Source organism: Flavobacterium sp. LC2016-12 (assembly GCF_015351595.1).
Classification (GTDB): Bacteria; Bacteroidota; Bacteroidia; order Flavobacteriales; family Flavobacteriaceae; genus Flavobacterium.
Genome location: NZ_JADKPT010000012.1, coordinates 137,492 through 163,913, shown reverse-complemented (window position 1 = coordinate 163,913; position 26,422 = coordinate 137,492). Strand labels below are relative to the sequence as shown.

Genomic DNA, 26,422 nt, shown 5'->3' with positions numbered 1-26,422 from the left:
ATATAATATGTTTAAAAAAGTTTTAGTAGCCGAAGATTTAGATAGTATAAGTATTGCTGTTATTCAAGTACTTGAAGACTTAAAAATACCAACAATACATCATGTAAAATATTGTGATGATGGTATATTGCGCATAAAAAAAGCTCTTATTGAAGACGCTCCTTATGATCTATTGATAAGTGACTTATCTTTTAAATCAGATCATCGAAAAACGGATCTATCAAGTGGCGAAGAGCTTATTGAAGCAATTAACATTGTACAGCCTTCTTTAAAAAAGATTGTATTTTCAATTGAAGACAAATCCTACAGAATCAAATCATTGTTTCATGACTTGAAAATAAACGCATATGTTTCAAAAGGACGAAATAGTATAAATGAACTAAGAAAAGCGATTGAAGGAACTTTTAGAGGAGAAGAAAAAATTCTATCTTCAGATTTATCATTTAGTTTTAATGACAAAACATTGATTGAAATAGAATCTTACGACATTTCAATTCTGAAATTATTAGCTCAGGGATACATTTTAGAAAACATTTCAAGTGAGTTTAAATCCTCTTCTATTACTCCAAACGGAACAAGTAGCATCGAAAAAAGAATTAATAAATTAAAAATATATTTTAAAGCCAATAATAATGTCCATTTAATTGCTATTGCCAAAGACTTTGGCCTAGTATAAATTTTATTCGTATTTACGGGTTTCCGTAAGGAAATGTTTCTTTATCCTTATAAATTTGTTTTGAATCTATTAATCAACCAATGAGACCAAAATACAGAATTAATTTTATCTCAAAAATTAATACAACCAAAAACAAGATCATCATGAAAACTATGTTATTATGTATTTTTCTGTCCGTAAGTTTTGCTTTCGTTTCTGAGAAATCGGGTTGGCTTGAAGTAGACTGGAAAATTATTTTTATTCCGGCACTTCTTGTCTTGCAAATCATTATTATCTCTACTGCTTTAAAAAACAGATACAAAAAACATTAAATAGTTATTTTTCAGTCTTAAACTTCATTAGATATGAAAAGAAACGCCTTAATTATAGTGATTTGCATTCTTATTATATTGCATTGGTATAATTCAAGAACAGAAAGGATGGTTCTCAAGAAAGCTACCCAGGAAAATAATCAAAACAATACGACAAAAAAATTGTCTTAAAAAGATTTTGACTTAACCAGAATTTAAAACTTAGAGTGATTTAAGAATACCATCAAATTTTAAATTACTTATATTTGATTTTTTTAATTCTGCATGAAAAACATCATAAGTTTCCTTTTCTTATTTTTTAGTGTTCTCTCTTTTTCACAAACTAAAATTGTATCCTGGAATTTAGAAAATTTCGGGAAAACAAAATCTACGACTGAATTAAACTTTATTGCCAATATTATTCTTGATTACGACATAATTGCAATACAGGAAGTTGTTGCTGGCTACGGTGGCGCACAAGCTATTGCACAACTAAATAGAATATTGAACGAAAAAGGCTCAAAATGGGATTACATAATTAGCAATCCAACTAGCAGCAGCAGTTATAAAACGGAGCGTTATGCCTTTATTTGGAAAACGAAAAAGGCAAGATTAAAAGGGAGTCCCTGGCTAGAAAAAAAATACCATCTGGAAATTGATCGCGAACCTTATTTCGCAACTTTTGAAATTGATAAAAAGGCAATTACTTTAGTTAATTACCATGCCATTACTAAAAATAAACAACCAGAAACTGAAATTAAATACTTTAAATTTCTACCAGACGAATACCCTAATTTGAATTTAATTTTTATAGGCGATTTTAACTGCCCTCAATCACATTCAGTTTTTAATCCACTTAAAAAATCAGGCTATACTTCTGTTTTACAAAATCAAAAAACATCACTAAAACAAAAATGTAAAAACAACTATTGTCTGGCATCAGAGTTTGACAATATATTTTACAAAATAAATTCTCTGAATTATAAAAATTCAGGAGTCATCTCTTTCTACAAAACTTTTAATTCTTTGCAAGAGGCTCGAAAAATATCAGATCATATTCCGATTTGGTTTGAATTTTCGTTAAAGTAAATTATGTTTTAAGTTTTTTCTTCTTAGCCGCGGGAAATAATACATTATTTAAGATCAATCTATATCCCGGCGAATTTGGGTGCAGATCTAAAACTGTTGGCGGATCTCCAACCTGATGTTGAAAATCTTCGGGATCATGACCGCCAAAAAAGGTAAACATCCCCTTCCCTTTTTCTCCATGTATGTATCTGGCCTCTCCATTAAGCTCGCAAGAGCCCATGACTAATATATTTGATTTTATCAATGAGGAATCAAATGAAGTTGTTTGTCCCATAAAACCTTTCACCAATTGTGTATGATTTTGACACAGCATGCTAGGTATTGGATCCCATTTTGCAGAAAATTCCATCAAGGAAAAATAATCTTTTTCAACAGGAATTTTGCGTTTTAATGTCATGTCAATATCAGAAAACTCATATTGCTCCGGCCTTCTTTCCAGGGTGAAGTCTTTAAAAGCAAAGGAATTTCCGAAATTTAATTTTGACTGATAATTAGAATCACTCGCATCACCATCAAACATTGCCTCACAAATATCCACTCCATCGGCTGCCAGAGCAATATCAAAACTGTCCGTTGCAGAACACATGGCAAACATAAATCCTCCGCCAATAACAAAATCCCTAATTTTTTTAGCAACAGCACCTTTTTCCTGAGAAACTTTAGAATAGCCTAATTTTGCGGCTAAAGCTTCAGTATCTTTCTTCTGATCAATATACCAGGGTGTATTTTTATAAGCTGCATAAAATTTTCCGTACTGTCCCGTAAAATCTTCATGATGTAAATGCAACCAATCATAGAGTAATAATTGATCACTTAAGACTTCTTCATCATAAATTGGTGTAAAAGGAATCTCGGCATAAGTTAGTACAAGTGTTACCGCATCATCCCAAGGTTGTTTTCCTTTTGGAGTGTACACAGCAATTTTTGGTGCTTTTTCCAGAATAACAGATTCCATATTTTGAGAAGGACTCGAAATGTCGTTTAAAATAGAAGCTTCTTCACTATCTGATAGTATTTCAAAGCTAACCCCTCTAATTTGACATTCTTTACGAATCTCATCAGCATCAGGTAACAAAAATGATCCTCCACGATAATTAAGCAACCAACTTGCTTTATAATCCTTGCTTAAACACCAATATGTAATTCCGTATGCTTTCAGATGATTTTGCTGCGTCGTTTCATCCATCGGAAGTAAGATGAATGAAGCTTTTGCCGTAAAAGAAAGAAACAGTATGAAAATATAAACTAAACTCTTATACATTAGAAAATTATTTTAGTAAAGATATAAAGGAAGCTCTAAAAAACACAACAGATAAAGTTGTTTTATAAGAGAAAGAAATGTTAAACAAATAAACAGAGTATTTATCTAAATAAGTACAATTTATTTGGCAAAAAATTATTTGGCAAAAACAGGTAAAAACACCTATTCCACAAAACTAATTTCTACTTACATTTGGAAACCCAAATTATTGAACTATTAATCAAATGAAAACCACACCATGAAGTTTAATGAGAGCAATAACCAGCCAAAGGGGTTAAATTTAATACAGAAAATAGGTATCTGTTTACTTGTACTTACAATAATTTTGTATTACGTATTATCGATTCAATTTTTAACAAGTTAAATGCTTAAAAAAGCAATTTCGTTCTGAATCGCATACACTACAAGTCCCGCAATATTTCTTGATTCTGTTTTAAGTAATAAATTGTTGCGATGGCCTTCTACGGTTCTAGGACTTAAAAAAAGATGGTCAGCAATTTCAGAAGTTGTTTTTTGCTGACATATAAGCTGAAGGATTTCTATTTCTCTTGGAGAGAGAAAACTAGTTTCTAAATGCCCTTTTGAGTTTTTTGATGAAACAATAGTTTCCTGAATTGTTTTTAATACGTTCTCATTGTAATAAAATCCTTTTTTAGCTACTTCATTAATAGTATGAATTAAATCTTTAGGAGTTGTATTTTTTATTAAATAAGCAACTGCTCCTACCTGAATCATGTTTGCAATAAATGATTTAGAATCATAACTCGTTAAAGCAATTATTTTAATGTCGGGAAAAGATTTTCGGATAATTTTTGTAGCCTCTACACCATTTAAGACAGGCATTTTTAAATCCATGATAATAATATCAGGTTTTATCTCGTTAGCCTCTAAGTTCAAGAGAAGTTCTTCTCCGTTTGAAGCTTCAAAAATAATTTCGATATTATCTTCTCTTTGTAATAAAAAAGCAATTCCTTTTCGGAATAACACTTCATCATCGACTAAAGCAATTTTAATAGCGGGATTCATCATTTATTTGGTTTTGTCTTTGGTTTGCCGAAATTACAAAATATCAATTAAAAAACCGATCAAAATACTTTACTTAATGAGCTAAAAGCTTATTTATTCACGAAATTTAACTTAAAAAGTGAAAATCACAGAAATTCCTTTGTTGATCTGGGAGTTTACCCGGATGCTTCCGTTTAAAAAAGAAATCCGGCTGTCAATATTTTTCATCCCTAAACCTTTTTGATTTTCAGTATTTTTACTATCAAAACCAATACCGTTATCCTCATAATTACAAGTCGCAACATTTGAAATAGTATTAAAAGAAATCCAAATTTCGGTTGCTTTCCCGTGTCGTAATGAATTATTCATCAATTCTTGCAAAATTCTAAAAATATGTAAATGACGATCCATTTCACTTTCATCAAAATCAATTTCATTTTTATAATGAATTTTTACAGCTTTACTACTTTCAAACTCTTCGCATAATTCTTCAACTCCGGCATTAAGTCCAAATTTTTCAAAAACGGGCGGTAATAGATTATGTGCAATCTTTCTTGAATTATCTAGTGCTTTTCCAGTAAGACTGATGATGTTTTCGGTAATTTCTTTTGTTTCAGCTTCAGTCAAATTTGGAGCAGAAAGTAAATGGGCGTTTAAGGAAACAATATTTAGCTTAGAGCTTATATCATCATGTAAATCTTGCGCAATGCGCTTTCGTTCTTCTTCTTGTGTAAAAAGAATAGCATGCAATTGTTCTTTTTGATGTTGAATTTCCAGATTTTTCTTTTCAATTTCTTTTTGGATAATTTTCTTTCTTGAAAAATAAAAAAAGACCACTAGTGATACTGCAACAACCATTAGAAAACAGGAAGTGTATAAAATAATTGCAACTATTTCTTTTTCGTAATTTAGATTTTCACTCATACATCAGTTATACTATTCTTATTCGAAAAACTTTTTATCCATTCAAATAAAACAAAAAAGTAATATACTATAACTAAAACAGCGTTAATTCTCCAACTAATATATTTAAAGTCATCACTAAGCCCAGTAGTCAAATTACCGAGCAGCAATAAAACTGTAGCCCCAAACATATAGATAACGACTCCAACTGTAATATAGTAATATTGTTTTTTTTCTGTAAGGATATTATAAAAATGAATTAAGGCAAAAACTACAATTAATAGAGAAGTAACTGTAATTTGAGGTAAATTAAATTTAAATAGCAAATTTGGATCAAAAGCATTTTGCGCAATCAAAAGTACTAAAACAAGAGTTAGAGCTACCACAACAAATTTTTTCTGTACATCAAGGTTATACAATGACCTATAAAATAATCCCAAAATAACCATTTGACCAATAAAGAAAGAATTCATCACTAATAGATTGTTCTTTTTAAGATGATAAAGAAATTCCATTGTAAATTGCATGAGAAATGAAAATCCTAAATAAGCCACAAAAAAAACATTAGCTTTTCCCTTTTGGAAAAAGCTAAATGTATATAACACAAAATTGATTATCAAAATAAAATAACCAAAATATATTAAAAAATCATCCATTACGCCAATGGACTGTTTGGATCTCCATAAGGTGGGCAAGGACGGCTTGTATCATAAACGATTGGCCCATCAGTAACATTTTCTTTTCCTCCAACTGTTATTCCTTCTGGGAAAACATCTTCGAAAATTTTAGTTTCAGCATTGTATGTTGCTCCAACAAACATTAAAGTTTTTTCATTTTTATCATTAATACCAACGTAAGCACGCACCGCTTCTGTACCTAATTTTAAAACTCCTTCTAAAGCTGTACTGGGAATTAAATAAGCATTGATTCTGTTTTTAGGCTCTTCCACTGCCATGTGATCTCGATGCTTTTTAGCCCAAGTTTCTGCTGTTGATAATTCTATCCATACTTTTTCTGGGAATGTTTCATTTTCCATAATCTAAATTTGTTTTTGGTTAAAAGTTAATTTACACTTGCTTGATGCAATCGCTTTGCTAAACTACTGAATTTTATAAAAAAAATTAACAAATGTTCACAAAAAAAGCCTTACAAGAAGGCTTTTTAAATTTATATTAAAATGGAACATCGCTATCATCATCGTCATCATTCAGATTACTACCAAAAGCTTCATTCGGAGATGGAAGATTTTTAGTGATAAACGGATTATCATCATGATTCATTTTAGAAGGTAAATCATCATAACTACCAGAAAAATCGTCAAGATTATCAAATTTACCAAGGTGGCCCAAGAATTTCAAACGGACGTTTTCGATACCACCATTACGGTGTTTCGCGATCATAATTTCTGCCTGACCAGCAGTTGGCGAAGCCTCATCATCATCCCACTCATCAATTTTGTAATATTCCGGTCGGTACAAGAACGAAACAATATCAGCATCCTGCTCAATTGCTCCAGATTCACGAAGATCCGATAGCAAAGGACGTTTACTAGATCCACGTGTTTCAACCGCACGCGATAACTGAGAAAGTGCAATTACCGGAACATTTAACTCTTTTGCCAAAGCTTTTAAGTTTCGGGAAATTGTTGAGATCTCCTGCTCACGATTTCCTCCTCCTTTAGAATTTCCTCCAGCGGTCATTAATTGCAAATAATCGACAATTATAATTTTTATTCCGTGCTGCGAAACCAAACGACGGCATTTTGCTCTTAAATCGAAAATAGAAAGTGAAGGTGTATCATCAATAAACAAAGGCGCTTTTTCTAAGTTCTTAACTTTGGTACTCAACATGGTCCATTCGTGTGGTTCTAATTTACCAGTACGCAGTTTCTCTGATGATAATCCTGTTTCTGATGAAATTAACCTCGTAATTAACTGAACTGATGCCATCTCCAGAGAGAACAAAGCAACAGGATGTCCAAAATCGATGGCAATATTTCTGGCCATTGAAAGTACAAACGCAGTTTTACCCATCGCGGGCCTTGCTGCAATGATAATTAAATCACTCGGTTGCCATCCTGAAGTAAGTTTATCCAAATTAGTAAAACCGGTTTCAACACCACTTAAACCTTCTTGCTTTGAAATTTCTTCAATACGTTTCTTAGCCTGCAAAACTAAACTTTGTGCAGTTTCAGAACTACGTTTAATATTTCCTTGTGTTACTTCATATAATTTTGATTCGGCTTGGTCCAACAAATCAAATACATCTGTTGTTTCATCATAAGATGCTTCAATAATTTCAGATGAAATTCTAATCAAACTTCTCTGAATGAATTTCTGCAGAATAATACGTGAGTGAAATTCGATATGTGCCGAAGAAGCAATTTTTTGTGTAAGCTGGATTAAATAAAAATCTCCTCCTGCTAAATCTAATTTTCCATTTTTTTTCAGCTGAGCTGAAACAGTCAACAAGTCAATTGGCTGCGTATCTGTAAAAAGCTGAACAATTGCTTCAAAAATAAATTTGTGTGCATCTTTATAAAAAGCATCAGCTTGTAAAATATCAATTACATCATCTACCCCTTTTTTATCAATCATCATTGCCCCAAGTACAGCTTCTTCTAAATCAAGTACTTGCGGAGGTAATTTTCCTTTTTCTAAATTAATAATTGTGGTTTTATCTACCTTAACAGGGTTTATGTTTTTGAAATTTTCCATATAGCGAAAGTAACAAAATTTAAAAAAAAATTGCTATCGAGTTATAACTATTAATTGTTTATAAATAAGATTTTTTTGTTCATAACCAAAAAAAAATCCGAAACTGTAAGGCTTCGGATTTTAATTAATCTTGTAAGAATTTACTCTTTATACTCGCCCATATTACTGTATTTGTCCATTCTTTGGGCAATTAAGTCGGCTGTTGATAAGTCTTTCAATTCGTTATATCCTTTGGTAATGTATTCGGCAACTGTTTTGAAAGTAGTTTCGCGATCATAGTGCGCCCCTCCTAGTGGTTCCGGAATAACATCATCAACTAATTTTTGTCTTTTCATATCAGATGAAGTCAATTTTAAGGCATCTGCAGCACGTTCTTTGTACTCCCAGCTTTTCCATAAAATTGAAGAACATGATTCAGGAGAAATTACAGAATACCAAGTATTCTCTAACATATAAACTTTATCTCCAACACCAATTCCTAAAGCTCCTCCAGAAGCTCCTTCACCCACAATAATCGTGATAATTGGAACTTGCAAACGAACCATTTCAAAAATGTTTCTTGCAATAGCTTCTCCTTGTCCTCTTTCTTCAGCTTCAAGTCCTGGATATGCACCCGGAGTATCTACTAAAGTCAAAACCGGAATTCCGAACTTCTCTGCCATTTTCATCAAACGCAAAGCTTTACGGTATCCTTCAGGATTTGCCATACCAAAATTACGGTACTGACGTGTTTTTGTATTAAAACCTTTTTGCTGACCAACGATCATAAACGATTGCCCGTTTACTTTCCCTAGTCCACCAACCATTGCTTTATCGTCTTTAAAACCTCTGTCTCCATGAAGTTCTAAGAAAGTATCACCGCAGATCGCTCTGATGTAATCTAAAGTATACGGTCTGTTTGGATGTCTTGAAAGCTGAACACGTTGCCAAGCCGTAAGGTTTTTGTATATATCTTTTTTAGTTTGCTCTAATTTTTTGTTGATTTCCTTGCAGGTTGGTGTTACATCAACATCAGATTCTTTTCCAATTATAACACACTTTTCTAGCTGTTCTTCAAGTTCTTTGATTGGAAGCTCAAAATCTAAATATTCCATGGATTTTTGAATTTTGTTTGTAAATCGAACCGCAAATATAAAAATATTATATCATTGGCACAGTTAATTGTTAGTAAAGTATCAAATTGTGATTTAAAAATAAGTAAACTATTACACTTCTTTCTTATTTTTATAATGTTTAAAAACGCCATTTAAGATAACTGTAATTACAATTATAAGGGCACCAATATAAAATTCTGTACTCATTTTTTCTTTTCCTCCAAGTATAAAATAAGCTAACATAATTCCGTAAACTGGCTCTAAATTAGTCGTTAACATCACGGTATAAGGCGTTAATTTCTGCATTACTTTTACAGAAGCTGTAAAAGCATAAGCCGTACAAATAGAAGCCAAAATAAGTAGTAAAACCCAATTGTTTAATGACATTGTAAAGAAATCAGCATTGAATTTTCCCTGAACTAAAAAATAAATAGTAATAAAGAAAACTCCCGCACCAAATTCATAAAATGTAATTACAGATGGTTCATGATCTGAGATTAGTTTTCCGTTCATGAGCGTAAATAAAACTCCCAGAATAATTGCTGCTAATGCATAATAAACACCTGTGAGATATTTAATTTCAACTTGCAAAATAAGAGCAAGCCCTGCAATTATAACTAATCCGAAGAAAACTTCATACCATAATATTTTTCTTCCGTAAAAAAGCGGTTCTAATAAAGAGGCAAAAAATGCACCCAAAGAAAATATAGAAAGTGTAATTGAAACATTTGAAACATGAATGGCTTTAAAAAAGAAAATCCAATGCAGTGCAATAAGCAAACCAACAAAAATCAGTTTAAAAAGCTCTTTTATTGGAACTTGAAAAGATTGTTTTTTAAAAACAATAAATGCTCCTAAAAAAATCATCGCCAAAAGCATTCTGAACCAAACTAAATTTTCGGCATCAATTGTAATTAAAGCACCCAAAATGGCAGTAAAACCCCAGATAAAAACAATTAAATGAAGATTTAAGTAACTTTTTAAATTATCGTTTCGCATTACGTAATAGGTAAACTGCCAAAATTCCGAAAACCATATTCGGGAACCAGACAGCTAATAAAGGTGAGAAAGTAGATTTTTCGGCAAGTGTACCAAAGATTTTATCAAAAAACACAAAAGAGAAAGCAATTGCAATTCCAATGGCAAGATTCATCCCCATACCTCCGCGTCGTTTCATTGATGAAACCGCAACGGCAATAATAGTAAGGATAAAAGCAGAAACCGGTACACTATATTTTTTATAAAGAACAACCAAATAAGTATTAACGTTACCTGAACCTCTTTTTCTTTCCTTATCAATAAACTTATATAATTTACCAAGGCTCAAAGTCTCAGCTATATAAATTACAGGGGTCAGATCTTCTAATTCGAACTTAAAAGGAATGCTTTTTTCAGGATTCTTTTCGATTACATCGCCCAATTCGCCAACTGTTCTTTTTGTATAATCATACAAAATATAGGTTTTCTTTTTCGGATCCCATTTAATACGGCTGGCTGTAATTTTATATTTCAGTTTATCTTTTTCAAAATGTTCTAATGAAAAATTAAAAGCTGTTTTAGATTCTTCCTGAAAACTGTTTACAAAAATAAAATCGTTATCATTAATTTGTCTGTAGACGTTGGTATTTTCGCCCCGCATGAGCTCTTTCCCGTTTCCTTTTAAATAAGTATATCTAAAATTATTATACCCTTCACTGGCTGCTGGTACAATAAAAAATCCCATTAATGCCACAAAGATAGAAACGATTGTCGCTCCAATAATATAAGGCCTTAAAAACCTTGTAAACGAAATTCCAGAACTCAAAATAGCGATAATCTCTGTATTATTAGCCAATTTTGAAGTAAACCAAATTACCGATAAAAATAAAAATATCGGAAACAACGAATTAATAAAATAGATCGTAAAGTTGTAATAATAGAACGCAATATCCATAAACGGAATCTTGTTTTCCAACATTTTATTTACCTTTTCAGAAACGTCAATAACGATCCCAATCGGAGCAAATAGCAATAGCATCACCGAGAAAGTGGCTAAATATCTTTTTAAAATATACTTGTCTATTATCGTTAACATAGATTTCTTTTTGTTTTTTTTTGTTTGCTTCGCCAGTTCGGCTAAAGCCTTTTATCACGTTTCAAGTTTCAAGTTGCTAAAAGAACCTGAAACTTGAAACTAAAAAAACTTGAAACTTTTTTAAAGTCTTTGGCTCATATTTTTAACCATCACTTCTTTCCATGGTCTAAAATCGCCCGCTAAGATATGTTTTCTAGCTTCGCGAACCAACCACATATAGAAACCAAGATTATGAATAGTCGCAATTTGTTTTCCTAAATATTCATTGGCAGCAAATAAGTGGCGTAAATAAGCTTTTGTGTATTCTGTATCTACAAAAGTATGCCCCATTTCATCAATTGGAGAAAAATCAGCTTCCCACTTTTTATTCTTGATGTTGATGGTTCCGTTCGCTGTAAACAACATTCCGTTTCTTGCGTTACGTGTTGGCATCACGCAGTCAAACATATCAATACCTAACGCAATATTTTCTAATATATTTATTGGAGTTCCAACTCCCATCAAATAACGAGGTTTGTCTTCTGGCAAAATTTCGCAGACAACTTCCGTCATCGCATACATTTCTTCCGCTGGTTCCCCTACTGATAATCCACCAATAGCATTTCCTTGTTGCCCTGAATTTGCAATATATTCAGCCGATTGACGACGTAAATCCTTATAAGTACTTCCCTGAACAATCGGAAAAAATGTTTGCTCATACCCGTATTTATAAGGCACTTTATCTAAATGATTAATGCATCGATCCAACCAACGGTGTGTCATGTGCATCGAACGTTGTGCATATCTGTAATCACAAGGATAAGGCGTACATTCATCAAAAGCCATAATAATATCAGCACCAATTGTACGCTGAATTTCCATTACATTTTCTGGCGTAAAAAAGTGATATGAACCGTCAATATGCGATTTAAACTTCACTCCCTCTTCCTTAATTTTTCTATTATTGGAAAGAGAATATACCTGATATCCTCCAGAATCAGTCAAAATATTACGATCCCAGTTCATGAATTTATGTAATCCACCGGCCTTTTCAAGAATTTCAGTCTGTGGGCGTAAATATAAATGGTAAGTATTTCCAAGAATAATATCCGGATTAATATCGTCTTTCAATTCACGCTGATGCACTCCTTTTACCGAAGCAACTGTACCAACAGGCATAAAAATAGGCGTTTCAATTACGCCGTGATCTGTAGTAATACTCCCCGCTCTCGCTTTCGATTGCGGATCTTTTTGTAATAAATCAAACTTCATCTGTTTCTTTTTTCAGTCGGCAAAGATAAGCTAATTTCAGGGAAACTTAATTAGATAATTTGTCAATTAGAAAATTAGATAATGATTCTAACAAACTTGAAACCTGACACAAGACTTTGGTCAATAGATGAAATAAGTAAAATATGAAACTTCTAACTCATAACTTTATTTTGGGCGTTCCCTCCGGTCGGGCTATACGCTATATTCCCAATTAACAAAAACTACGGCTAAAAAGCCTTGTTTTTCTAAATCGGGAGATGCCGCTGCTATCCCTAACGCAAAGACCGAGAGGTTTTCATTAAACAATCAAATGTAAAAGTTACAACAAACCTCCTATTAATATATAACAAAGCGCCCGTATTGATTTCGTAATTTTAGTGAAATAGAAAAAAAGAAATTAAGATCAATTAAAATATAGAAATCATGATAAACTCAGAAGATAACAATCCAATAAAAGAAGATCAAATCGAAAGAAATCTTGAAAATTTAGATTACCCGGCAGATCAAGATATTTACAATCAGGGAGATAAACTAGAAGACATTGATCCGCAAGATATTTCTGGAGAACGAATCGTTAATCAAGACAATCATGAATGGAAACAAAACAGCGATAAACTCGGCAATGATCTTGATATTCCCGGCTCAGAACTAGATGACGAACAGGAAGAAATTGGTTCTGAAGATGAGGAAAACAACTTCTACAGCGAAAGCGACACCAACTAAATCCATTTTTAGATATGCTGCGAAAAGAAATTCAAGTCCCGAAAGGGGCTTTTTTATTTTAAATTTTCAATAAAAAAAGATCCGATTAGGTGGTCTCATTCAAGAAATCTAAAACATTTAAGTCTTTTTTTCAAGATCAATAAAAAAAGTGGTGGAATTTAACAATTCCGGCAAACTAAAGCAAAAAATCATTTGTCAGCCCGCAAAATAACAATTACTTTTGCGTCAGTTTAACTTTTACATATAAAATGAAGCCTAACACACAACAATTAAGCGATTTAACGATCCAAGTAAGAAGAGATATCCTTCGAATGGTACATGCTGTCAACTCAGGTCACCCAGGTGGCTCTTTAGGTTGCACTGAATTTTTGGTAACATTATACCAAAATATTATGGACCGCAAAGAAGGTTTTGATATGGACGGAATTGGAGAAGATATTTTCTTCCTTTCAAACGGTCATATTTCTCCTGTATTCTATAGCGTTTTAGCACGTAGCGGTTATTTCCCTATTTCAGAATTGGCAACTTTTAGATTATTAAATTCTCGTTTACAAGGTCACCCAACAACTCACGAAGGTTTACCTGGAGTTCGTATCGCTTCTGGATCATTAGGACAAGGTTTATCTGTAGCTCTTGGTGCTGCCCAGGCTAAAAAATTAAATGGAGACAATCATTTAATCTATACTTTACACGGTGATGGCGAATTACAAGAAGGTCAAAACTGGGAAGCAATTATGTATGCTTCTGCTAAAAAAGTAGACAACCTTATCGCAACTATCGACGTTAACGGAAAACAAATTGATGGAACAACTGACGAAGTTTTAGCAATGGGAAGTCTTCGCGCTAAATTCGAAGCTTTTGACTGGGACGTTCTTGAAATCAAAGAAGGAAACAGCATTGATGCTATCCTAGCCGGATTAACTGACGCTAAATCAAGAACAGGAAAAGGAAAACCAGTTTGTATTTTATTACACACTGAAATGGGTAATGGTGTTGACTTTATGATGCACACACATGCTTGGCATGGAAAAGCACCAAACAACGATCAGTTGGCAAGTGCTTTAGCTCAAAACTATTCTGCAGATCAAATCGATTACTAAAAAAAGCTATAAGCTTTAAGCAGTAAGCTTTATGCTTATTGCGTACAGCCTATTGCGTACAGCAAAAAGACAAAAATGAAAAAATATATAAATACAGGAAGTAAAGATACTCGTTCAGGTTTTGGAGCGGGAATGACTGAACTAGGTCAAAAAAATGAAAACGTTGTGGCATTATGTGCGGATTTAATTGGATCATTAAAATTTGATGATTTCAAAAAAAATCACCCGGAGCGTTTTTTCCAAATTGGAATTGCAGAAGCTAACATGATTGGTATCGCTGCGGGTTTAACAATTGGAGGAAAAATTCCATTCACTGGAACTTTCGCTAACTTTTCTACAGGAAGAGTTTACGATCAAATTCGCCAATCTGTTGCTTACTCTGATAAAAACGTAAAAATTTGTGCTTCTCACGCTGGTTTAACACTAGGTGAAGATGGAGCAACTCACCAAATCTTAGAAGATATTGGATTAATGAAAATGTTACCAGGAATGACAGTGATCAACACTTGTGATTACAATCAAACCAAAGCAGCTACTTTAGCATTGGCAGATCATCATGGTCCGGCTTATTTACGTTTCGGTCGTCCGGTTGTAGCTAACTTTACTCCTGCTGACGAGCCATTCGTAATTGGGAAAGCAATTTTATTAAACGAAGGAACTGACGTTACAATTGTAGCAACAGGACACTTAGTTTGGGAAGCGCTTATTGCTGCTGAAGCTTTAGAAGCAAAAGGAATTTCTGCTGAAGTAATCAACATTCATACAATCAAACCACTTGATGAAGAAGCTATTCTTAAATCATTGGCAAAAACTAAATGTGTGGTAACTGCAGAAGAACATAACATTCTTGGAGGTCTTGGAGAAAGCGTTTCAAGAGTATTAGCTTTAAATACTCCAGCTCCACAAGAATTTGTAGCTGTAAACGATAGTTTTGGTGAATCTGGAACACCGGAGCAATTAATGGAAAAATACAAACTAAACAATCAAGCGATTGTTGAAGCTGTAGAAAGAGTTATCAAAAGAAAATAATTTTTACATTTTCTTACTTTATAAAAAAAACCTCGAAATCACTTTCGAGGTTTTTTTATGCTTTGAAATGAGCTCTAATTATCAAGAAGAAACACAAAAATCAGATAGCTAGACCTGCTTAGATAATAAGGAAAAGTTACTAACAAGAGCGAACTCAGCTTTTTTAATCCAAAAAAAAACCTCGAAATGACTTTCGAGGTTGTATAATTTCATATAAATTAAATTAATTCTTTTGAAAAGGATATGCTTTATCTAAATGCATTCTTAAACGTGCAGGATCTGTGTAATCTGCCGGTATAAATGCTTTCGAATTCGTAATAGATTCAGGTTTTGTAGGATCCGCAAGCGCACCAGTTGGTCTTCTTGGAATACCCCAAATTTCAGATTCATCTGTGTTAGGTGTATTCGGATTATCTGCAATTGGATCATATGGATAATATTTACTTAAACCAGAATAGGTAGCATCCGTTGGTTTTGTAAGCTCAAATCTCGTTGTATAACCATCACCATCATCATCAAAATCTCTAAAATCAGCAATACCATCTCCATCAGTATCATCTATTAAATCAGCTGGAGGATTTGGATACCTTTGAGTATCTCTAAAATCATACATATAACCGTCTTTATTTTTACTGACATCTTCCTGATAATCTAAAACACCATCCTGATCGTGATCTAAGTGTTGTAAGTCATACAATTTAAAACTAAATGTAATACAAGTATAGGGTAAAATTTTACTACCTGATCCAGTAGCATAATATGCCAATCCAGAAGGCAGAAACATAACACCAGCACCAAAATCACTATATGTGATAGTTCCATCACCAGCAGTTGTATGAGTGCCTGTTTTAAATTTTGGAAAAATTTCTGACCAGCCTTCTATTACAGTACTTGCTTCTGTCGTGCTTGCATCATATGGAAATAACAATGCTGTAAATCTATTAGATGAATCAAAAACAGTATTATTTAATAGCGATCCTGAATAAGAAACAACCACTTTGTCTGTATTTGTAGGTGAAAGACCAACACCTTCGTTTAGAGTTAGATAATACACCTCATAAGTAATACCATTACTATAAACATCTCTGGTATCTAATTTATAAACATCTTGATCCCATATAGAAACCTGCGTGCCACCAGCAGGAATTTTCTCAATTACGATATCAAAATTAGCCGAAACACTTTTGATATAATTAGTCTTTAAATAGTTAACAATTGAATCATTGTCTGCTTTATATTGTTCGGCATAATCCCTTACAGGAACTACCACCGCATCGTCATCATCATCACTTTTATTACAAGAAACCAAAGATATACCGGCAAGCAATAAAATAAAATAATATTTAAATTTATTCATTATTGTTAATTTTTTAGGTGCGCAAGATACAATATTGATTTATTTTTGTAAAGAATTTAACTTTGATTTTAGAAAAATTATGAGAATAGATAAATACCTATGGTGCGTGCGTTATTACAAGACTAGAAACATGGTAACCGAGGCATGCAAAAAAAACCATATAACGGTAAACGGACAGGTTGCAAAACCATCTAAGGAAGTTTTTCCGACGGACAAAATTACTTTCAGAAAAGATCAGATTACTCAAATAATTACCGTACTTGACATACCCGAAAGTCGTGTGGGTGCAAAATTGGTTGATATATACAGAAAAAATGAAACACCAGCGGAAGCTTATGCACATTTAGAATTACTAAAGTTATCAAAAGAACATTACCGTAAAAGTGGAACAGGAAGACCAACCAAAAAAGACCGAAGAGATATCGATGAATATGGAAACGAGATTTTTGATGAGGATGAAACGGAGTAAAATTCCATTTCGAAAATCTGAAATGTAAAATATAAAATCTAAAATTCTTATTTGTACTTTAGCAAAAAAATAAATCATGAGCAAAAACATCATCTTAACCAATCAGGAAATCGAACACAAAATCAAACGTATCGCTTATCAAATATATGAGACTTTTGTTGACGAGGAAGAAGTTGTAATTGCAGGAATTGCTTCAAACGGATCTATTTTTGCCGAAAAAATTGCGATTGCATTGAGTACTATTTCGACACTTAAAGTTTCTACTTGCGAAGTTAAGGTTGATAAACAAAATCCACAATTGCCAATTCAGACTTCTTTAACTAAGGAAGAATACCAAAATAAAGGCTTAGTATTAGTTGACGATGTCTTAAACTCAGGCACGACATTAATCTATGCTGTTCGTCATTTCTTAGACGTTCCGCTTAAGAAATTCAAAACAGCAGTACTTGTAGACCGAAACCATAAAAAATACCCTGTAAAAGCCGATTTTAAAGGCATTTCACTTTCGACTTCTTTACTCGAGCATGTTCAGGTTGTTTTTGACAACAAAGAAGGAGATTACGCCTTTTTAAGCTAATAAAGCTGTAATATCCTCAACCGTTTCTTCGACCGTCTTATCATCAACCACAACTTTATATTGCGCATGGTTGTAATAAAAGCTACGATCGAATAAATGTTTTGCGATAAATTCTTTCATTTCTTCTTCATCCATATTCGCAATCAAAGGACGTTTACTTTTATTGTGCACTAATCTATTGTATAAAGTCTCTATTGAAGCCTTTAAATAAATCGACACAACGGCATCACTTTTTAATAATTCGTGATTATTGGCATAACAAGGTGTTCCTCCACCTAAACCTATTATACTATTTTCTGAAGATTGAAGTAATTCGACAAAAATTTCATGCTCTAATTTTCTAAAATAGATCTCCCCATGTTGTTCAAAAATTTCATTTATGGACAAATTTGCTCTTTTTTCGATGCATTTATCCAAATCTAAAAACGGAATATTTGTATTTTTTGAAAGATTTTGGGCAATAGTTGACTTTCCGCAACCCATATATCCTAATAAGATGATTTTTTTCATTCTAATAAAACCCTATAAACTAGGGCATTGTAAACATTGGTTAAAAAAAGACAAATTTATAATAAAAATGCTTGCAAATAATAAAATAAACTCCTTATATTTGCACCCGCATTCAAGAAACATAATGACTCGATAGCTCAGTCGGTAGAGCACATCACTTTTAATGATGGGGTCCTGGGTTCGAGCCCCAGTCGGGTCACAAAATATGTGATTAACAACATAAGTTTCTTGAAGGCAATGACTCGATAGCTCAGTCGGTAGAGCACATCACTTTTAATGATGGGGTCCTGGGTTCGAGCCCCAGTCGGGTCACAAAAGGTCGAGTAATTTTTATTACTTGACCTTTTTTCATTTTAGGCCATGTGGAGAAACGGTAGACTCGCCATCTTGAGGGGGTGGTGCTCGCAAGGGCGTGAGGGTTCAAATCCCTCCATGGTCACGATAAAAAAGAGAAAGCCTGAGAATCTATATTCTCAGGCTTTTTTTGTAGTTCGTAAACTCTTATGAGATATTTTCTATTTTGCAAGCTTTCGAAGTCGCGAAACAAAAAAACTACAGTTAAAGGCTCTGGCTTTGCAACACAAACATTACTCTTCCATCTGATAACACTTTAGCACATTATAAGCAATCGAAACCATTACATCTTTATTCTCACACTAAGTCATCACAAAACACAGTTAGATGTACCAAATCCTTTTTTTATCTCCTCTTACCTTTTAAATAGCTTTCTCGTCAGAATATCTTTTTTTTAATATCTAATACTCCTAACTACCCATAAAGATTTTCTCCTTCGTTCTGTAATTACTTACACAACAAAATTCGTTTTCAATAAATCAGCAAAAAAATAAGAAAAATCAACTTTTTTTTTCATTTCAATCAAACCTACTTCTTAGTTAATCTATTTCTTTTGAACTTTTCAACTCGAGTTAGATCTTTCAAGTGCAAAGAAAGTTTTTTCTTGTTATTTATAAAAAATCGTAAAACCATAAAAAAAAGCTAATAGTTGACATTTGGCGTGTTTAATGTGCTCGTGCACATAAATTTAATGTGTTCGAACACATTTTTTAAAATTTTCTTTTTTTATTTAAAAAAAATATATAGTTTAGTCATTGAATTACGAACAACCAACCCATATTTTTAATTTAAAAACAATTAAAATACCAATTCAGTAATATTTTTTAACTTTTTTATGAAAAGGCAACATTATTTAATAATGTCTTTTTGATCATTTTTTAAATCTTTGAAATAAACCTAAAAACGAGGTCTTTCCAAGAACTAATATTTGTTAAAAAAGGGTAAAAATTAGTATTAATTTGATTTACTTTTTTGAAGAATAATTTTCGGAATAAGCAAAGAGTAAACCTTTTAATAACAAGATTTTACTTCAAAAATATTCTACAGCTGAAAGAGCAATTGAGATTTATATTAATAAAGCATAACCAAAGTAGATGAAGCCAAAATTAGCAGAATTAGCCGTAGTTATTTTAACAAAACACGGTGCCTTTAAAAAGTTAAAGACTAGAAAATCAAATATTGAGATTTCAAAAAAACATTCCCAACTGGCTGAAATTAATTATACAACTTATATAGATTTGATTGAAATAGAGACGAAAAACACACATACTAACGACATTCATCAAATGATAGTATGGAAGAATTAATTCAAACAGTCTTTCAGGATTTTTATCCGGACAAATCTATAATTGCCTACACTGTCATCGATATTGGACTGATTAATAGTACTTATAAGATTAAGACTGCCGATGCCGACTATATTCTACAAAAGATAAACCAAACTGTGTTTCCAAACATAAAAGCTTTGTTGAACAATAAAATCAAAACAACTTGCTATCTGAATGCAAACGGTTTTTTTACATTGACATTTATTGAGAACAAAAATGGCCATTTTTATTCAGAACAAAATCAATCGATTTGGCAGCTTTCAACTTACATCCCTTCTTTGGTCCTGGACCGAATTGACTCGAATGTGGTTGCTAGTCAGGTGGGCGCTTATTTAGCAAAATTTCATACGGCATTGCTTAATTTTCCTGTTTCAGAATTAGAATACACTATCCCAGACTTTCATAATACTATAAAAAGATTCCACGATTTTAAGGAAAGTATTAAAAAAGCTTCACCGGAAAGGCTATTAGAAGCAAAAGAATCAATTGCGTTTATAGAATCTAATTTTAAGAATATTCAGGATGTCGCTATTGATATAAATACAGGAAAAATACCGCTGAGAGTAGTCCACAATGATACTAAAATAGGGAACATGCTTTTTGATGAAAACAAAAACATTCTATGCATAATTGATTTTGATACTATAATGCCAGGAAGTATTTTTCATGATATCGGTGATGCCTTAAGAACAGGGACTAACACCGCTACAGAAGAAGAAAAAGATCTATCAAAAGTATGTTTTGATATAGAAATTTATGAGGCCTTTATGAAAGCTTATTTTAATGTAGCCTCTTCTTTTATGTCTGAGAAAGAAGCTAAAAATATCCATCTAAGTTTACCCTTGATTCTTTTCGAACAAGCCTGTCGTTTCTTAGGAGATTACTTAAATAATGATCGTTATTATGCTACAACATATGAAAATCAGAATCTGGTAAGAGCAAAAACCCAAATTAAACTTATGGACAGTGCACAATCTTATTTGAAAACAAAAAAAACAGTTCCGTTTCAACACAAGACAATAACATTTCTCAAGGGAAAACTGTCTTTGATTCTAAATAAAAAATAAAAAACAAACAATGGTTCGTTGGTATCCATTAAAATTAAATAGTTACATGAAAAAAAATCTTTTTACTTTATTTCTCTTTCTTTTGCTGGCAGTAAACGCAAAAGGACAAACTAAACACAATTTTGCTATTACGGATGGCAATTTTGTTTTAGACGGAAAACCTATTCAGATTCATAGTGGAGAAATGCATTATGCGCGTATTCCCAAGCCTTATTGGCGTCATCGTTTACAAATGATGAAAGCGATGGGACTAAATGCCGTGGCAACCTATGTTTTTTGGAATTATCATGAAACAGCGCCTGGTGTTTGGGATTTTAAAACAGGGAATAAAGATATTGCCGAATATATAAAGATTGCTCAGGAAGAAGGATTGTATGTCATTTTACGTCCGGGACCGTATGTTTGCGCCGAATGGGAGTTTGGCGGATATCCGTGGTTTTTACGAAATGTTCCGGGAATGGTTATTCGTGGTAATAATCCTCAATATTTAGCTGCGACAAAATCTTACTTTACAGCACTTTATGGACAGGTTAAAAATTTATTGGTTAGTAATGGAGGCCCAATAATTATGGTTCAGGGTGAAAATGAGTTCGGTTCTTATGTAGCGCAGCGCAAAGATATCCCGTTAGAAGAGCATAAAAAATACAGTGCAGCAGTTTTTCAACAACTAAAAGATGTCGGTTTTAATGTTCCTTTCTTTACTTCGGATGGTAGCTGGTTATTTGAAGGCGGTGCCCTACCGGGAGCTTTGCCAACAGCAAATGGTGAAGATGACGTAGCTAAACTAAAAGAAATAGTCAATAAATACAACAACGGAAAAGGTCCGTATATGGTGGCTGAATTTTATCCGGGATGGTTAGATCACTGGGCTGAAGAATTCCCGAAAGTTTCTACCGAAAGTGTAGCAAAACAAACTCAAAAATATCTTGATGCAGGGGTTTCCTTCAACTATTATATGGTGCATGGAGGAACCAATTTCGGTTTTACCTCCGGGGCAAATTATGATGGAAATCACGACATTCAGCCAGATTTAACTACATATGATTATGATGCACCAATAAGCGAAGCAGGTTGGGGAACAGAAAAATATAATGCATTACGCGAGCTACTAAAAAATCCTAAAACACCAGCAGTTCCTGCAAAGATTCCGGTAATTTCTATTCCAAATATTAAATTAACAAAAGCCGTTAGTCTGGAATATTTAAAGAATAAAGTAAAACCAGTTAATGCAGATTCACCTTTAACTTTTGAGGATTTAAATCAAGGACATGGCTACGTTTGGTACAGTAAAAAATTCAAACAGCCTATTAGTGGAACACTTGAGTTAAAAGGGCTTCGTGATTATGCAATTGTATATGTGAATGGAGTAAAAGTAGCTGAACTGAATCGTTACTACAAAAAATACGATTGTACGATCGATGTTCCTTTTAATGCCACTTTGGATATTATAGTTGAAAATATGGGACGTATTAATTACGGAGCAGACATTATAAATAGTACAAAAGGAATTATTTCACCTGTAATCATCAACGGACAAACAATTACGGGCGATTGGAATATGTACCAGCTACCAATGGATGTCGTTCCTAATTTAACCGATGCTAAAAATAACGCAAAAGTTGGAGCGCCAGCAGTATACCAGGGGACATTTAACCTGAGTGCAGTTGGTGACACTTTCCTTGATATGCGCGATTGGGGTAAAGGAATCGTTTTTGTAAACGGAATCAACATCGGGCGTTACTGGAGTGTTGGACCTCAACAAACCTTATATCTTCCCGGATGCTGGTTGAAAAAAGGTGCTAATGATATTGTAATTTTTGAACAGAAAAATGACAAAGTACAAACTTCAGTAGGAACTTTAGAAACGCCAATATTAGAAAGTTTACAGCCCGAGAAGGGAGAACCTAAGTAAAAAAGATAGGTTTTCCATGAGAAAAATTAGGGCAATGAAAATTAAGAACGAGCCTAAATAGCCATCTCTATTTACTGTCTAATTTTAAGTAAGTTAAACCGAAAACCGGTTTACTTATTGTCCTTCCTATGCCTTGTTTTAAAATAATTAAACAAATAAATATCAAAAAATAGCAGTACTCACCATGCTTCTATTTTTTGATTTCAACCAAATTAAAATCGCCAACAACGAGCCAAGAGGGCGAACTGTTATTACATCAACCATTTAATTAAACCATATTTATAAACCACTTAAACAACCAATTTATGAGAAACCAATTTGACCCGGCTCCGGCTGGGCTATTAACCAAGCAAAAAAAAATATTTCTTTTGATGAAAAAGAAAGCGATATTCTTTTTTGCATTCTTATTTACTATTTCTTCATTTGGAAATACATTAAAATTCTCTCCTGATTCAAAGAAAGATATTTTAATGAAACTTCCTGAGAGATCAAAACCCGAAGGAAAACTAATCACATCCAAAATTGACAATCCCATCACTGGAAAAATTTTAGGTGAATTAGGCGAAAATTTATCAGGAGCAACCGTTAAAGTAAAAGGCACTACTACACAAGCTATTACTGATGTAGACGGAAGTTTTTCTATAGCCGCAAAAGAAGGAGATATTTTACTTATCTCATTTGTAGGTTATCAAAACAAAGAGATTACGGTTGGAACTCAAAAAAATTACAACATTAAACTTAAATCTGCTCAAAACGACTTAACTGACGTTGTGGTTATTGGATATCAAAAAGTCCATAAAAAAAATGTAAATGCAGCAGTATCCACTATTACCAGCAAAGACTTACAGGACATTCCGGTAATTAGTGTTTCTTCTATCATTGGTAGTCTGGCAACCGGAGTACAAACTCCTACTCAAACCGGTGCTCCCGGAGGAAGAGGTTCTTTGGTTATACGCGGAAATACAAGTATGTCTTCAGGCTACAGCAGCCCGCTTTATGTAATTGACGGAGTACAGACTTCTTTAGAAGATTTAGCGGGATACAATACTTCCAATACAGACTTTTTGGCTTCTTTGAATCCAAATGATATTGAAAAAATAGATTTCTTAAAAGATGCTTCTGCGGCCGCTATTTACGGATCACGAGGTGCTAATGGGGTTATTATCATTACCACTAAAAAAGGAGGAGCTTTAGATAAACCGGAATTTACTTTTTCATTAAACACAGGTTTATCTCCTATTCCAGATTTAGTACCAATGAATATTGGATCTGCTGAACGAAATGCCAAAATGGCCATGGTTTACAAATGGTGGAAATCAGATGATGTACAAACATCCCATATTCCGATGGTTCTCTCTGATAGTTTGAATCCGGCCTTTAATAACAAAGTAGACTATCAGGGTTTGTTTTATAGAACCGGGATTTCTAATAAGTATAATTTAGGTATGAGAGGCGGATCAGAATCGACCAACTATAGATTGTCATTAGGATACGATAATGTAGAAGGAGTTATTAAAAACTCAGGTTTTAAGCGTTATACTTTTTCAGGAAATATCAATTCTAAAGTTGGACAAAATTTTGACAATCAATTTCGTGTGAATTTAGTATTAACCGACAATCAAACGGGTCAGGGAAATCCGGACGGCGGAAATTTTCAATTTAATAACACATTACCTACTGACCCATCAAACTTAAATTCTTCTTTATTCTATATTTCTGACGCTAAAAGGAAATCATTACAAGGAGAATTATCAGAAAAACTGAATACTGATGAAGTGACACAAGTGACCTTTTCTGATTTTATGAAATATGATTTCACTTCTGCTTTTTCTGTTAATGCTCAATTTAATTATGTGTATAGTTCTGAAAAGAAAAATTATTATGAGCCTTCAACGGTGCGCGAAGATGGTGATGGTTTTGCCAGTTATGCTTTATATAACCGTAAAAATTTATCTTCAGATCTTTATTTTAACTATTTGAAAAAATTTGGTGAACATACTGTTACGGCTGTATTAGGGCAAAAAACGGACTATAACAAATACGAAGATATGTTCATTTATGCCAAAGGATTTGGTGTAGACGCTATCAAGGTTATCAATAATCGTTATACGCAGGATCAAATTAATGGTTACACAAGTATCGAATCCAATGCTTTGCTATCTTATTTTGGCCGTGTAGGGTATCGTTACAAAGATCGTTATATGGTTGATGTTGCTTTTAGTAGGGATGGTTCTTCTCGTTTTGGTGAAGATGTTCGTTATGCCAATTTCTCTTCTGTGGCATTAGGCTGGGTTTTTTCTGATGAGTCTTTCATCAAAAGTTGGGGAGAAAACATTATAAGTTATGGAAAATTAAGAGCCAGTTATGGTGTAAATGGAAATGAAATTGACGAGAACTTTTTAAGATATGGATCTTACCAATTAGGATATGGTGGAAATCCATTATGGTCTAACTTAATGAATGTTTCCACTTATGGAGGTACAACAGGAGTCGTAACAGATTATAATACTATTGGAAACCCTAACCTTTCCTGGGTAAGTGCAAAACAATGGGATATTGGTTTCGATTTGGATTTGTTTAATAATCGTATCAATGTAACTTTTGATGCCTACAATAAAAAAACAGAGAATCTATTATTCGAAACACCTTTCCCAGCTTATTCAGGCTTCAATCAGGCCAAATCAAATATAGCGGGAGTAATGAATTACGGATGGGAATCAATGGTTAAATTCCAAATCTTCTCAGCAACAAATCCTTGGAAACTGGAGGTAACTGCAGGGGTAAGTCAAAATAAAAATTACGTAACAAAGCTTCCTAACGGAAACAAAGATTATTACGGATATGATGCAAACAGAGGTAGAGATTATGGATATGTAGTTGGGATGCCATTAATTCTTCCTGTTCAATTCCAGAATGAGTATATTATAGATTATCTAAGCCAGTTACCAGTAAATCCATATACAGGAGAAGTGCTGCACGGCAAATCTGCCTGGGGAACTATTGCACCTGGTACACCAATATGGAAAGATTACAATGGTGATTATTTGTTAGATGAAGCTGGCGATTACAAATTAGATACTTCATTTAAGCCAACACCAGATTTCACAGGTTTATTTAATTTGAACTTAAGATACAAAGGATGGTATTTACAAGCCTACAGTCAATTCTCATTTGGTTCTGATATTATAGATTCATCTACACAAAGATATTTGGACAATTATGACAGAGGGACGGACTGGGCTACTACAGGACTACAAGATCTAAGTAATTTATCATTTTGGCAGAATCCCGGAGATGGTGCAGCGGGAGTACGCTACCCGGCTTTATACCCAGCTCTTCCTAATACTACTCCTTACTACAGATTTAGAAGTGGTCAGTCTTTATGGAAAGAAAGTGGTGATTATTGGAAAATATCAAATGCTACTCTTGGATATACAATTGACAAAAATCGTGTTTTAGATCAAATGCATATTTCTAGAGTACGTGTTTATGGAACAATTTTAAATCCATATCAATGGCAACGTTCTAAAGTAGTTGCAGATGCTTCTCAGGTAGATGAAATGGGGTATACTCTTGGAAACGGTTATCCACAATCAAAAACATTCACATTTGGATTGGATATTAAATTTTAAATAG

General features: G+C 33.2%; 24 protein-coding genes and 3 tRNA genes. 15 read left to right on the top strand and 12 right to left on the bottom strand.

Translation table 11 applies throughout. From position 1 onward, the window contains the following. The first annotated feature begins 7 nt into the window (after positions 1-7). The 3 genes from IRZ99_RS17550 (at position 8) to IRZ99_RS17540 (ending at position 2,055) form a co-directional block, all read left to right on the top strand. The gene (locus IRZ99_RS17550) at positions 8-676 is read left to right on the top strand and encodes a response regulator transcription factor (protein ID WP_194658485.1); all 669 of its coding nucleotides are present in this window, start codon (positions 8-10) and stop codon (positions 674-676) included. A 143-nt stretch (positions 677-819) separates the two neighbouring features. Continuing rightward, the gene (locus tag IRZ99_RS17545) at positions 820-987 is read left to right on the top strand and encodes a hypothetical protein (RefSeq protein WP_157849277.1); all 168 of its coding nucleotides are present in this window, start codon (positions 820-822) and stop codon (positions 985-987) included. A gap of 264 nt (positions 988-1,251) precedes the next feature. Next, positions 1,252-2,055 (top strand): endonuclease/exonuclease/phosphatase family protein, encoded by an 804-nt coding sequence (locus IRZ99_RS17540; RefSeq protein WP_194658484.1) that lies wholly within the window; start codon positions 1,252-1,254, stop codon positions 2,053-2,055. Position 2,056: 1 nt separating this feature from the next. Here the strand turns inward: IRZ99_RS17540 and IRZ99_RS17535 are convergent, their stop codons facing one another. From IRZ99_RS17535 to tgt, 10 genes are all read right to left on the bottom strand, one after another. Further along, positions 2,057-3,316 (bottom strand): asparagine synthetase B, encoded by a 1,260-nt coding sequence (locus tag IRZ99_RS17535; protein ID WP_194658483.1) that lies wholly within the window; start codon positions 3,314-3,316, stop codon positions 2,057-2,059. A 360-nt stretch (positions 3,317-3,676) separates the two neighbouring features. Then, on the bottom strand, positions 3,677-4,342 hold the full coding sequence (locus IRZ99_RS17530; RefSeq protein WP_194658496.1) for a response regulator transcription factor: 666 nt from the start codon (positions 4,340-4,342) through the stop codon (positions 3,677-3,679). A 111-nt stretch (positions 4,343-4,453) separates the two neighbouring features. Further along, on the bottom strand, positions 4,454-5,245 hold the full coding sequence (locus IRZ99_RS17525; protein WP_194658482.1) for a sensor histidine kinase: 792 nt from the start codon (positions 5,243-5,245) through the stop codon (positions 4,454-4,456). Then, positions 5,242-5,880, bottom strand: coding sequence for a hypothetical protein (locus IRZ99_RS17520; RefSeq protein ID WP_194658481.1), 639 nt, complete (start codon positions 5,878-5,880; stop codon positions 5,242-5,244). The genes IRZ99_RS17525 and IRZ99_RS17520 overlap by 4 nt, the downstream gene beginning before the upstream one ends. Continuing rightward, the gene (locus tag IRZ99_RS17515) at positions 5,880-6,260 is read right to left on the bottom strand and encodes a hypothetical protein (protein ID WP_194658480.1); all 381 of its coding nucleotides are present in this window, start codon (positions 6,258-6,260) and stop codon (positions 5,880-5,882) included. The genes IRZ99_RS17520 and IRZ99_RS17515 overlap by 1 nt, the downstream gene beginning before the upstream one ends. Before the next feature lie 136 nt (positions 6,261-6,396). Beyond that, entirely contained in the window at positions 6,397-7,941 is a 1,545-nt protein-coding gene (dnaB, locus tag IRZ99_RS17510; protein WP_072974159.1) for a replicative DNA helicase, read from the bottom strand. A gap of 140 nt (positions 7,942-8,081) precedes the next feature. Then, positions 8,082-9,035 (bottom strand): acetyl-CoA carboxylase carboxyltransferase subunit alpha, encoded by a 954-nt coding sequence (locus tag IRZ99_RS17505; RefSeq protein WP_026984040.1) that lies wholly within the window; start codon positions 9,033-9,035, stop codon positions 8,082-8,084. A gap of 111 nt (positions 9,036-9,146) precedes the next feature. Then, a complete protein-coding gene (locus IRZ99_RS17500) occupies positions 9,147-10,034 on the bottom strand; it encodes a DMT family transporter (protein WP_194658479.1) in 888 nt (295 codons plus the stop codon). Next, positions 10,021-11,109, bottom strand: coding sequence for an LptF/LptG family permease (locus IRZ99_RS17495; RefSeq protein ID WP_194658478.1), 1,089 nt, complete (start codon positions 11,107-11,109; stop codon positions 10,021-10,023). The genes IRZ99_RS17500 and IRZ99_RS17495 overlap by 14 nt, the downstream gene beginning before the upstream one ends. A 120-nt stretch (positions 11,110-11,229) precedes the next feature. Beyond that, positions 11,230-12,360: a tRNA guanosine(34) transglycosylase Tgt gene (tgt, locus tag IRZ99_RS17490; protein ID WP_194658477.1), complete on the bottom strand. Its 1,131-nt coding sequence runs from the start codon at positions 12,358-12,360 to the stop codon at positions 11,230-11,232. Positions 12,361-12,783: 423 nt separating this feature from the next. Here tgt and IRZ99_RS17485 point away from each other — a divergent pair, with 423 nt between their 5' ends. From IRZ99_RS17485 to IRZ99_RS17475, 3 genes are all read left to right on the top strand, one after another. Continuing rightward, the gene (locus tag IRZ99_RS17485) at positions 12,784-13,083 is read left to right on the top strand and encodes a hypothetical protein (protein WP_194658476.1); all 300 of its coding nucleotides are present in this window, start codon (positions 12,784-12,786) and stop codon (positions 13,081-13,083) included. Between the two features lie 248 nt (positions 13,084-13,331). Next, positions 13,332-14,183, top strand: coding sequence for a transketolase (locus IRZ99_RS17480; RefSeq protein WP_072974172.1), 852 nt, complete (start codon positions 13,332-13,334; stop codon positions 14,181-14,183). Between the two features lie 75 nt (positions 14,184-14,258). Further along, positions 14,259-15,212, top strand: a complete 954-nt coding sequence (locus IRZ99_RS17475) for a transketolase family protein (protein WP_194658475.1) — start codon at positions 14,259-14,261, stop codon at positions 15,210-15,212. A 223-nt stretch (positions 15,213-15,435) separates the two neighbouring features. Here the strand turns inward: IRZ99_RS17475 and IRZ99_RS17470 are convergent, their stop codons facing one another. After that, on the bottom strand, positions 15,436-16,569 hold the full coding sequence (locus tag IRZ99_RS17470) for an FKBP-type peptidyl-prolyl cis-trans isomerase (protein WP_194658474.1): 1,134 nt from the start codon (positions 16,567-16,569) through the stop codon (positions 15,436-15,438). A gap of 79 nt (positions 16,570-16,648) precedes the next feature. Here IRZ99_RS17470 and IRZ99_RS17465 point away from each other — a divergent pair, with 79 nt between their 5' ends. Further along, a complete protein-coding gene (locus IRZ99_RS17465) occupies positions 16,649-17,038 on the top strand; it encodes an RNA-binding S4 domain-containing protein (protein ID WP_099709257.1) in 390 nt (129 codons plus the stop codon). Positions 17,039-17,114: 76 nt separating this feature from the next. Further along, a complete protein-coding gene (locus IRZ99_RS17460; RefSeq protein WP_194658473.1) occupies positions 17,115-17,615 on the top strand; it encodes a phosphoribosyltransferase domain-containing protein in 501 nt (166 codons plus the stop codon). Here IRZ99_RS17460 and IRZ99_RS17455 read toward each other — a convergent pair. Further along, on the bottom strand, positions 17,607-18,125 hold the full coding sequence (locus tag IRZ99_RS17455) for a shikimate kinase (protein ID WP_194658472.1): 519 nt from the start codon (positions 18,123-18,125) through the stop codon (positions 17,607-17,609). The two genes, IRZ99_RS17460 and IRZ99_RS17455, sit on opposite strands and share 9 nt — an antisense overlap. Positions 18,126-18,251: 126 nt before the next feature. Here IRZ99_RS17455 and IRZ99_RS17450 point away from each other — a divergent pair. The 7 genes from IRZ99_RS17450 to IRZ99_RS17420 all read left to right on the top strand — a co-directional run bounded on the left by IRZ99_RS17450 (position 18,252) and on the right by IRZ99_RS17420 (position 26,418). Continuing rightward, positions 18,252-18,324 (top strand) — tRNA-Lys (locus IRZ99_RS17450). Positions 18,325-18,364: 40 nt separating this feature from the next. Beyond that, positions 18,365-18,437 (top strand) — tRNA-Lys (locus IRZ99_RS17445). Between the two features lie 44 nt (positions 18,438-18,481). Next, a tRNA-Leu gene (locus IRZ99_RS17440) sits at positions 18,482-18,564 on the top strand. 1,009 nt (positions 18,565-19,573) lie between these two features. Then, entirely contained in the window at positions 19,574-19,786 is a 213-nt protein-coding gene (locus tag IRZ99_RS17435) for a hypothetical protein (protein ID WP_194658471.1), read from the top strand. Continuing rightward, the gene (locus IRZ99_RS17430) at positions 19,774-20,874 is read left to right on the top strand and encodes a phosphotransferase enzyme family protein (protein WP_194658470.1); all 1,101 of its coding nucleotides are present in this window, start codon (positions 19,774-19,776) and stop codon (positions 20,872-20,874) included. The genes IRZ99_RS17435 and IRZ99_RS17430 overlap by 13 nt, the downstream gene beginning before the upstream one ends. A gap of 46 nt (positions 20,875-20,920) precedes the next feature. Next, positions 20,921-22,786: a beta-galactosidase family protein gene (locus IRZ99_RS17425; protein WP_194658469.1), complete on the top strand. Its 1,866-nt coding sequence runs from the start codon at positions 20,921-20,923 to the stop codon at positions 22,784-22,786. A 305-nt stretch (positions 22,787-23,091) separates the two neighbouring features. Beyond that, entirely contained in the window at positions 23,092-26,418 is a 3,327-nt protein-coding gene (locus tag IRZ99_RS17420; RefSeq protein WP_194658468.1) for a SusC/RagA family TonB-linked outer membrane protein, read from the top strand. The last annotated feature ends 4 nt before the right edge of the window (positions 26,419-26,422 follow it).

Bases quoted from the DNA above. Each gene is read 5' to 3' on its own strand.
- IRZ99_RS17550 (WP_194658485.1), top strand. From the start codon at position 8: ATGTTTAAAAAAGTTTTAGTAGCCGAAGATTTAGATAGTATAAGTATT.
- IRZ99_RS17545 (WP_157849277.1), top strand. From the start codon at position 820: ATGAAAACTATGTTATTATGTATTTTTCTGTCCGTAAGTTTTGCTTTC.
- IRZ99_RS17540 (WP_194658484.1), top strand. From the start codon at position 1,252: ATGAAAAACATCATAAGTTTCCTTTTCTTATTTTTTAGTGTTCTCTCT.
- IRZ99_RS17535 (WP_194658483.1), bottom strand. From the start codon at position 3,316: ATGTATAAGAGTTTAGTTTATATTTTCATACTGTTTCTTTCTTTTACG.
- IRZ99_RS17530 (WP_194658496.1), bottom strand. From the start codon at position 4,342: ATGAATCCCGCTATTAAAATTGCTTTAGTCGATGATGAAGTGTTATTC.
- IRZ99_RS17525 (WP_194658482.1), bottom strand. From the start codon at position 5,245: ATGAGTGAAAATCTAAATTACGAAAAAGAAATAGTTGCAATTATTTTA.
- IRZ99_RS17520 (WP_194658481.1), bottom strand. From the start codon at position 5,880: ATGGATGATTTTTTAATATATTTTGGTTATTTTATTTTGATAATCAAT.
- IRZ99_RS17515 (WP_194658480.1), bottom strand. From the start codon at position 6,260: ATGGAAAATGAAACATTCCCAGAAAAAGTATGGATAGAATTATCAACA.
- dnaB (WP_072974159.1), bottom strand. From the start codon at position 7,941: ATGGAAAATTTCAAAAACATAAACCCTGTTAAGGTAGATAAAACCACA.
- IRZ99_RS17505 (WP_026984040.1), bottom strand. From the start codon at position 9,035: ATGGAATATTTAGATTTTGAGCTTCCAATCAAAGAACTTGAAGAACAG.
- IRZ99_RS17500 (WP_194658479.1), bottom strand. From the start codon at position 10,034: ATGCGAAACGATAATTTAAAAAGTTACTTAAATCTTCATTTAATTGTT.
- IRZ99_RS17495 (WP_194658478.1), bottom strand. From the start codon at position 11,109: ATGTTAACGATAATAGACAAGTATATTTTAAAAAGATATTTAGCCACT.
- tgt (WP_194658477.1), bottom strand. From the start codon at position 12,360: ATGAAGTTTGATTTATTACAAAAAGATCCGCAATCGAAAGCGAGAGCG.
- IRZ99_RS17485 (WP_194658476.1), top strand. From the start codon at position 12,784: ATGATAAACTCAGAAGATAACAATCCAATAAAAGAAGATCAAATCGAA.
- IRZ99_RS17480 (WP_072974172.1), top strand. From the start codon at position 13,332: ATGAAGCCTAACACACAACAATTAAGCGATTTAACGATCCAAGTAAGA.
- IRZ99_RS17475 (WP_194658475.1), top strand. From the start codon at position 14,259: ATGAAAAAATATATAAATACAGGAAGTAAAGATACTCGTTCAGGTTTT.
- IRZ99_RS17470 (WP_194658474.1), bottom strand. From the start codon at position 16,569: ATGAATAAATTTAAATATTATTTTATTTTATTGCTTGCCGGTATATCT.
- IRZ99_RS17465 (WP_099709257.1), top strand. From the start codon at position 16,649: ATGAGAATAGATAAATACCTATGGTGCGTGCGTTATTACAAGACTAGA.
- IRZ99_RS17460 (WP_194658473.1), top strand. From the start codon at position 17,115: ATGAGCAAAAACATCATCTTAACCAATCAGGAAATCGAACACAAAATC.
- IRZ99_RS17455 (WP_194658472.1), bottom strand. From the start codon at position 18,125: ATGAAAAAAATCATCTTATTAGGATATATGGGTTGCGGAAAGTCAACT.
- IRZ99_RS17435 (WP_194658471.1), top strand. From the start codon at position 19,574: ATGAAGCCAAAATTAGCAGAATTAGCCGTAGTTATTTTAACAAAACAC.
- IRZ99_RS17430 (WP_194658470.1), top strand. From the start codon at position 19,774: ATGGAAGAATTAATTCAAACAGTCTTTCAGGATTTTTATCCGGACAAA.
- IRZ99_RS17425 (WP_194658469.1), top strand. From the start codon at position 20,921: ATGAAAAAAAATCTTTTTACTTTATTTCTCTTTCTTTTGCTGGCAGTA.
- IRZ99_RS17420 (WP_194658468.1), top strand. From the start codon at position 23,092: ATGAGAAACCAATTTGACCCGGCTCCGGCTGGGCTATTAACCAAGCAA.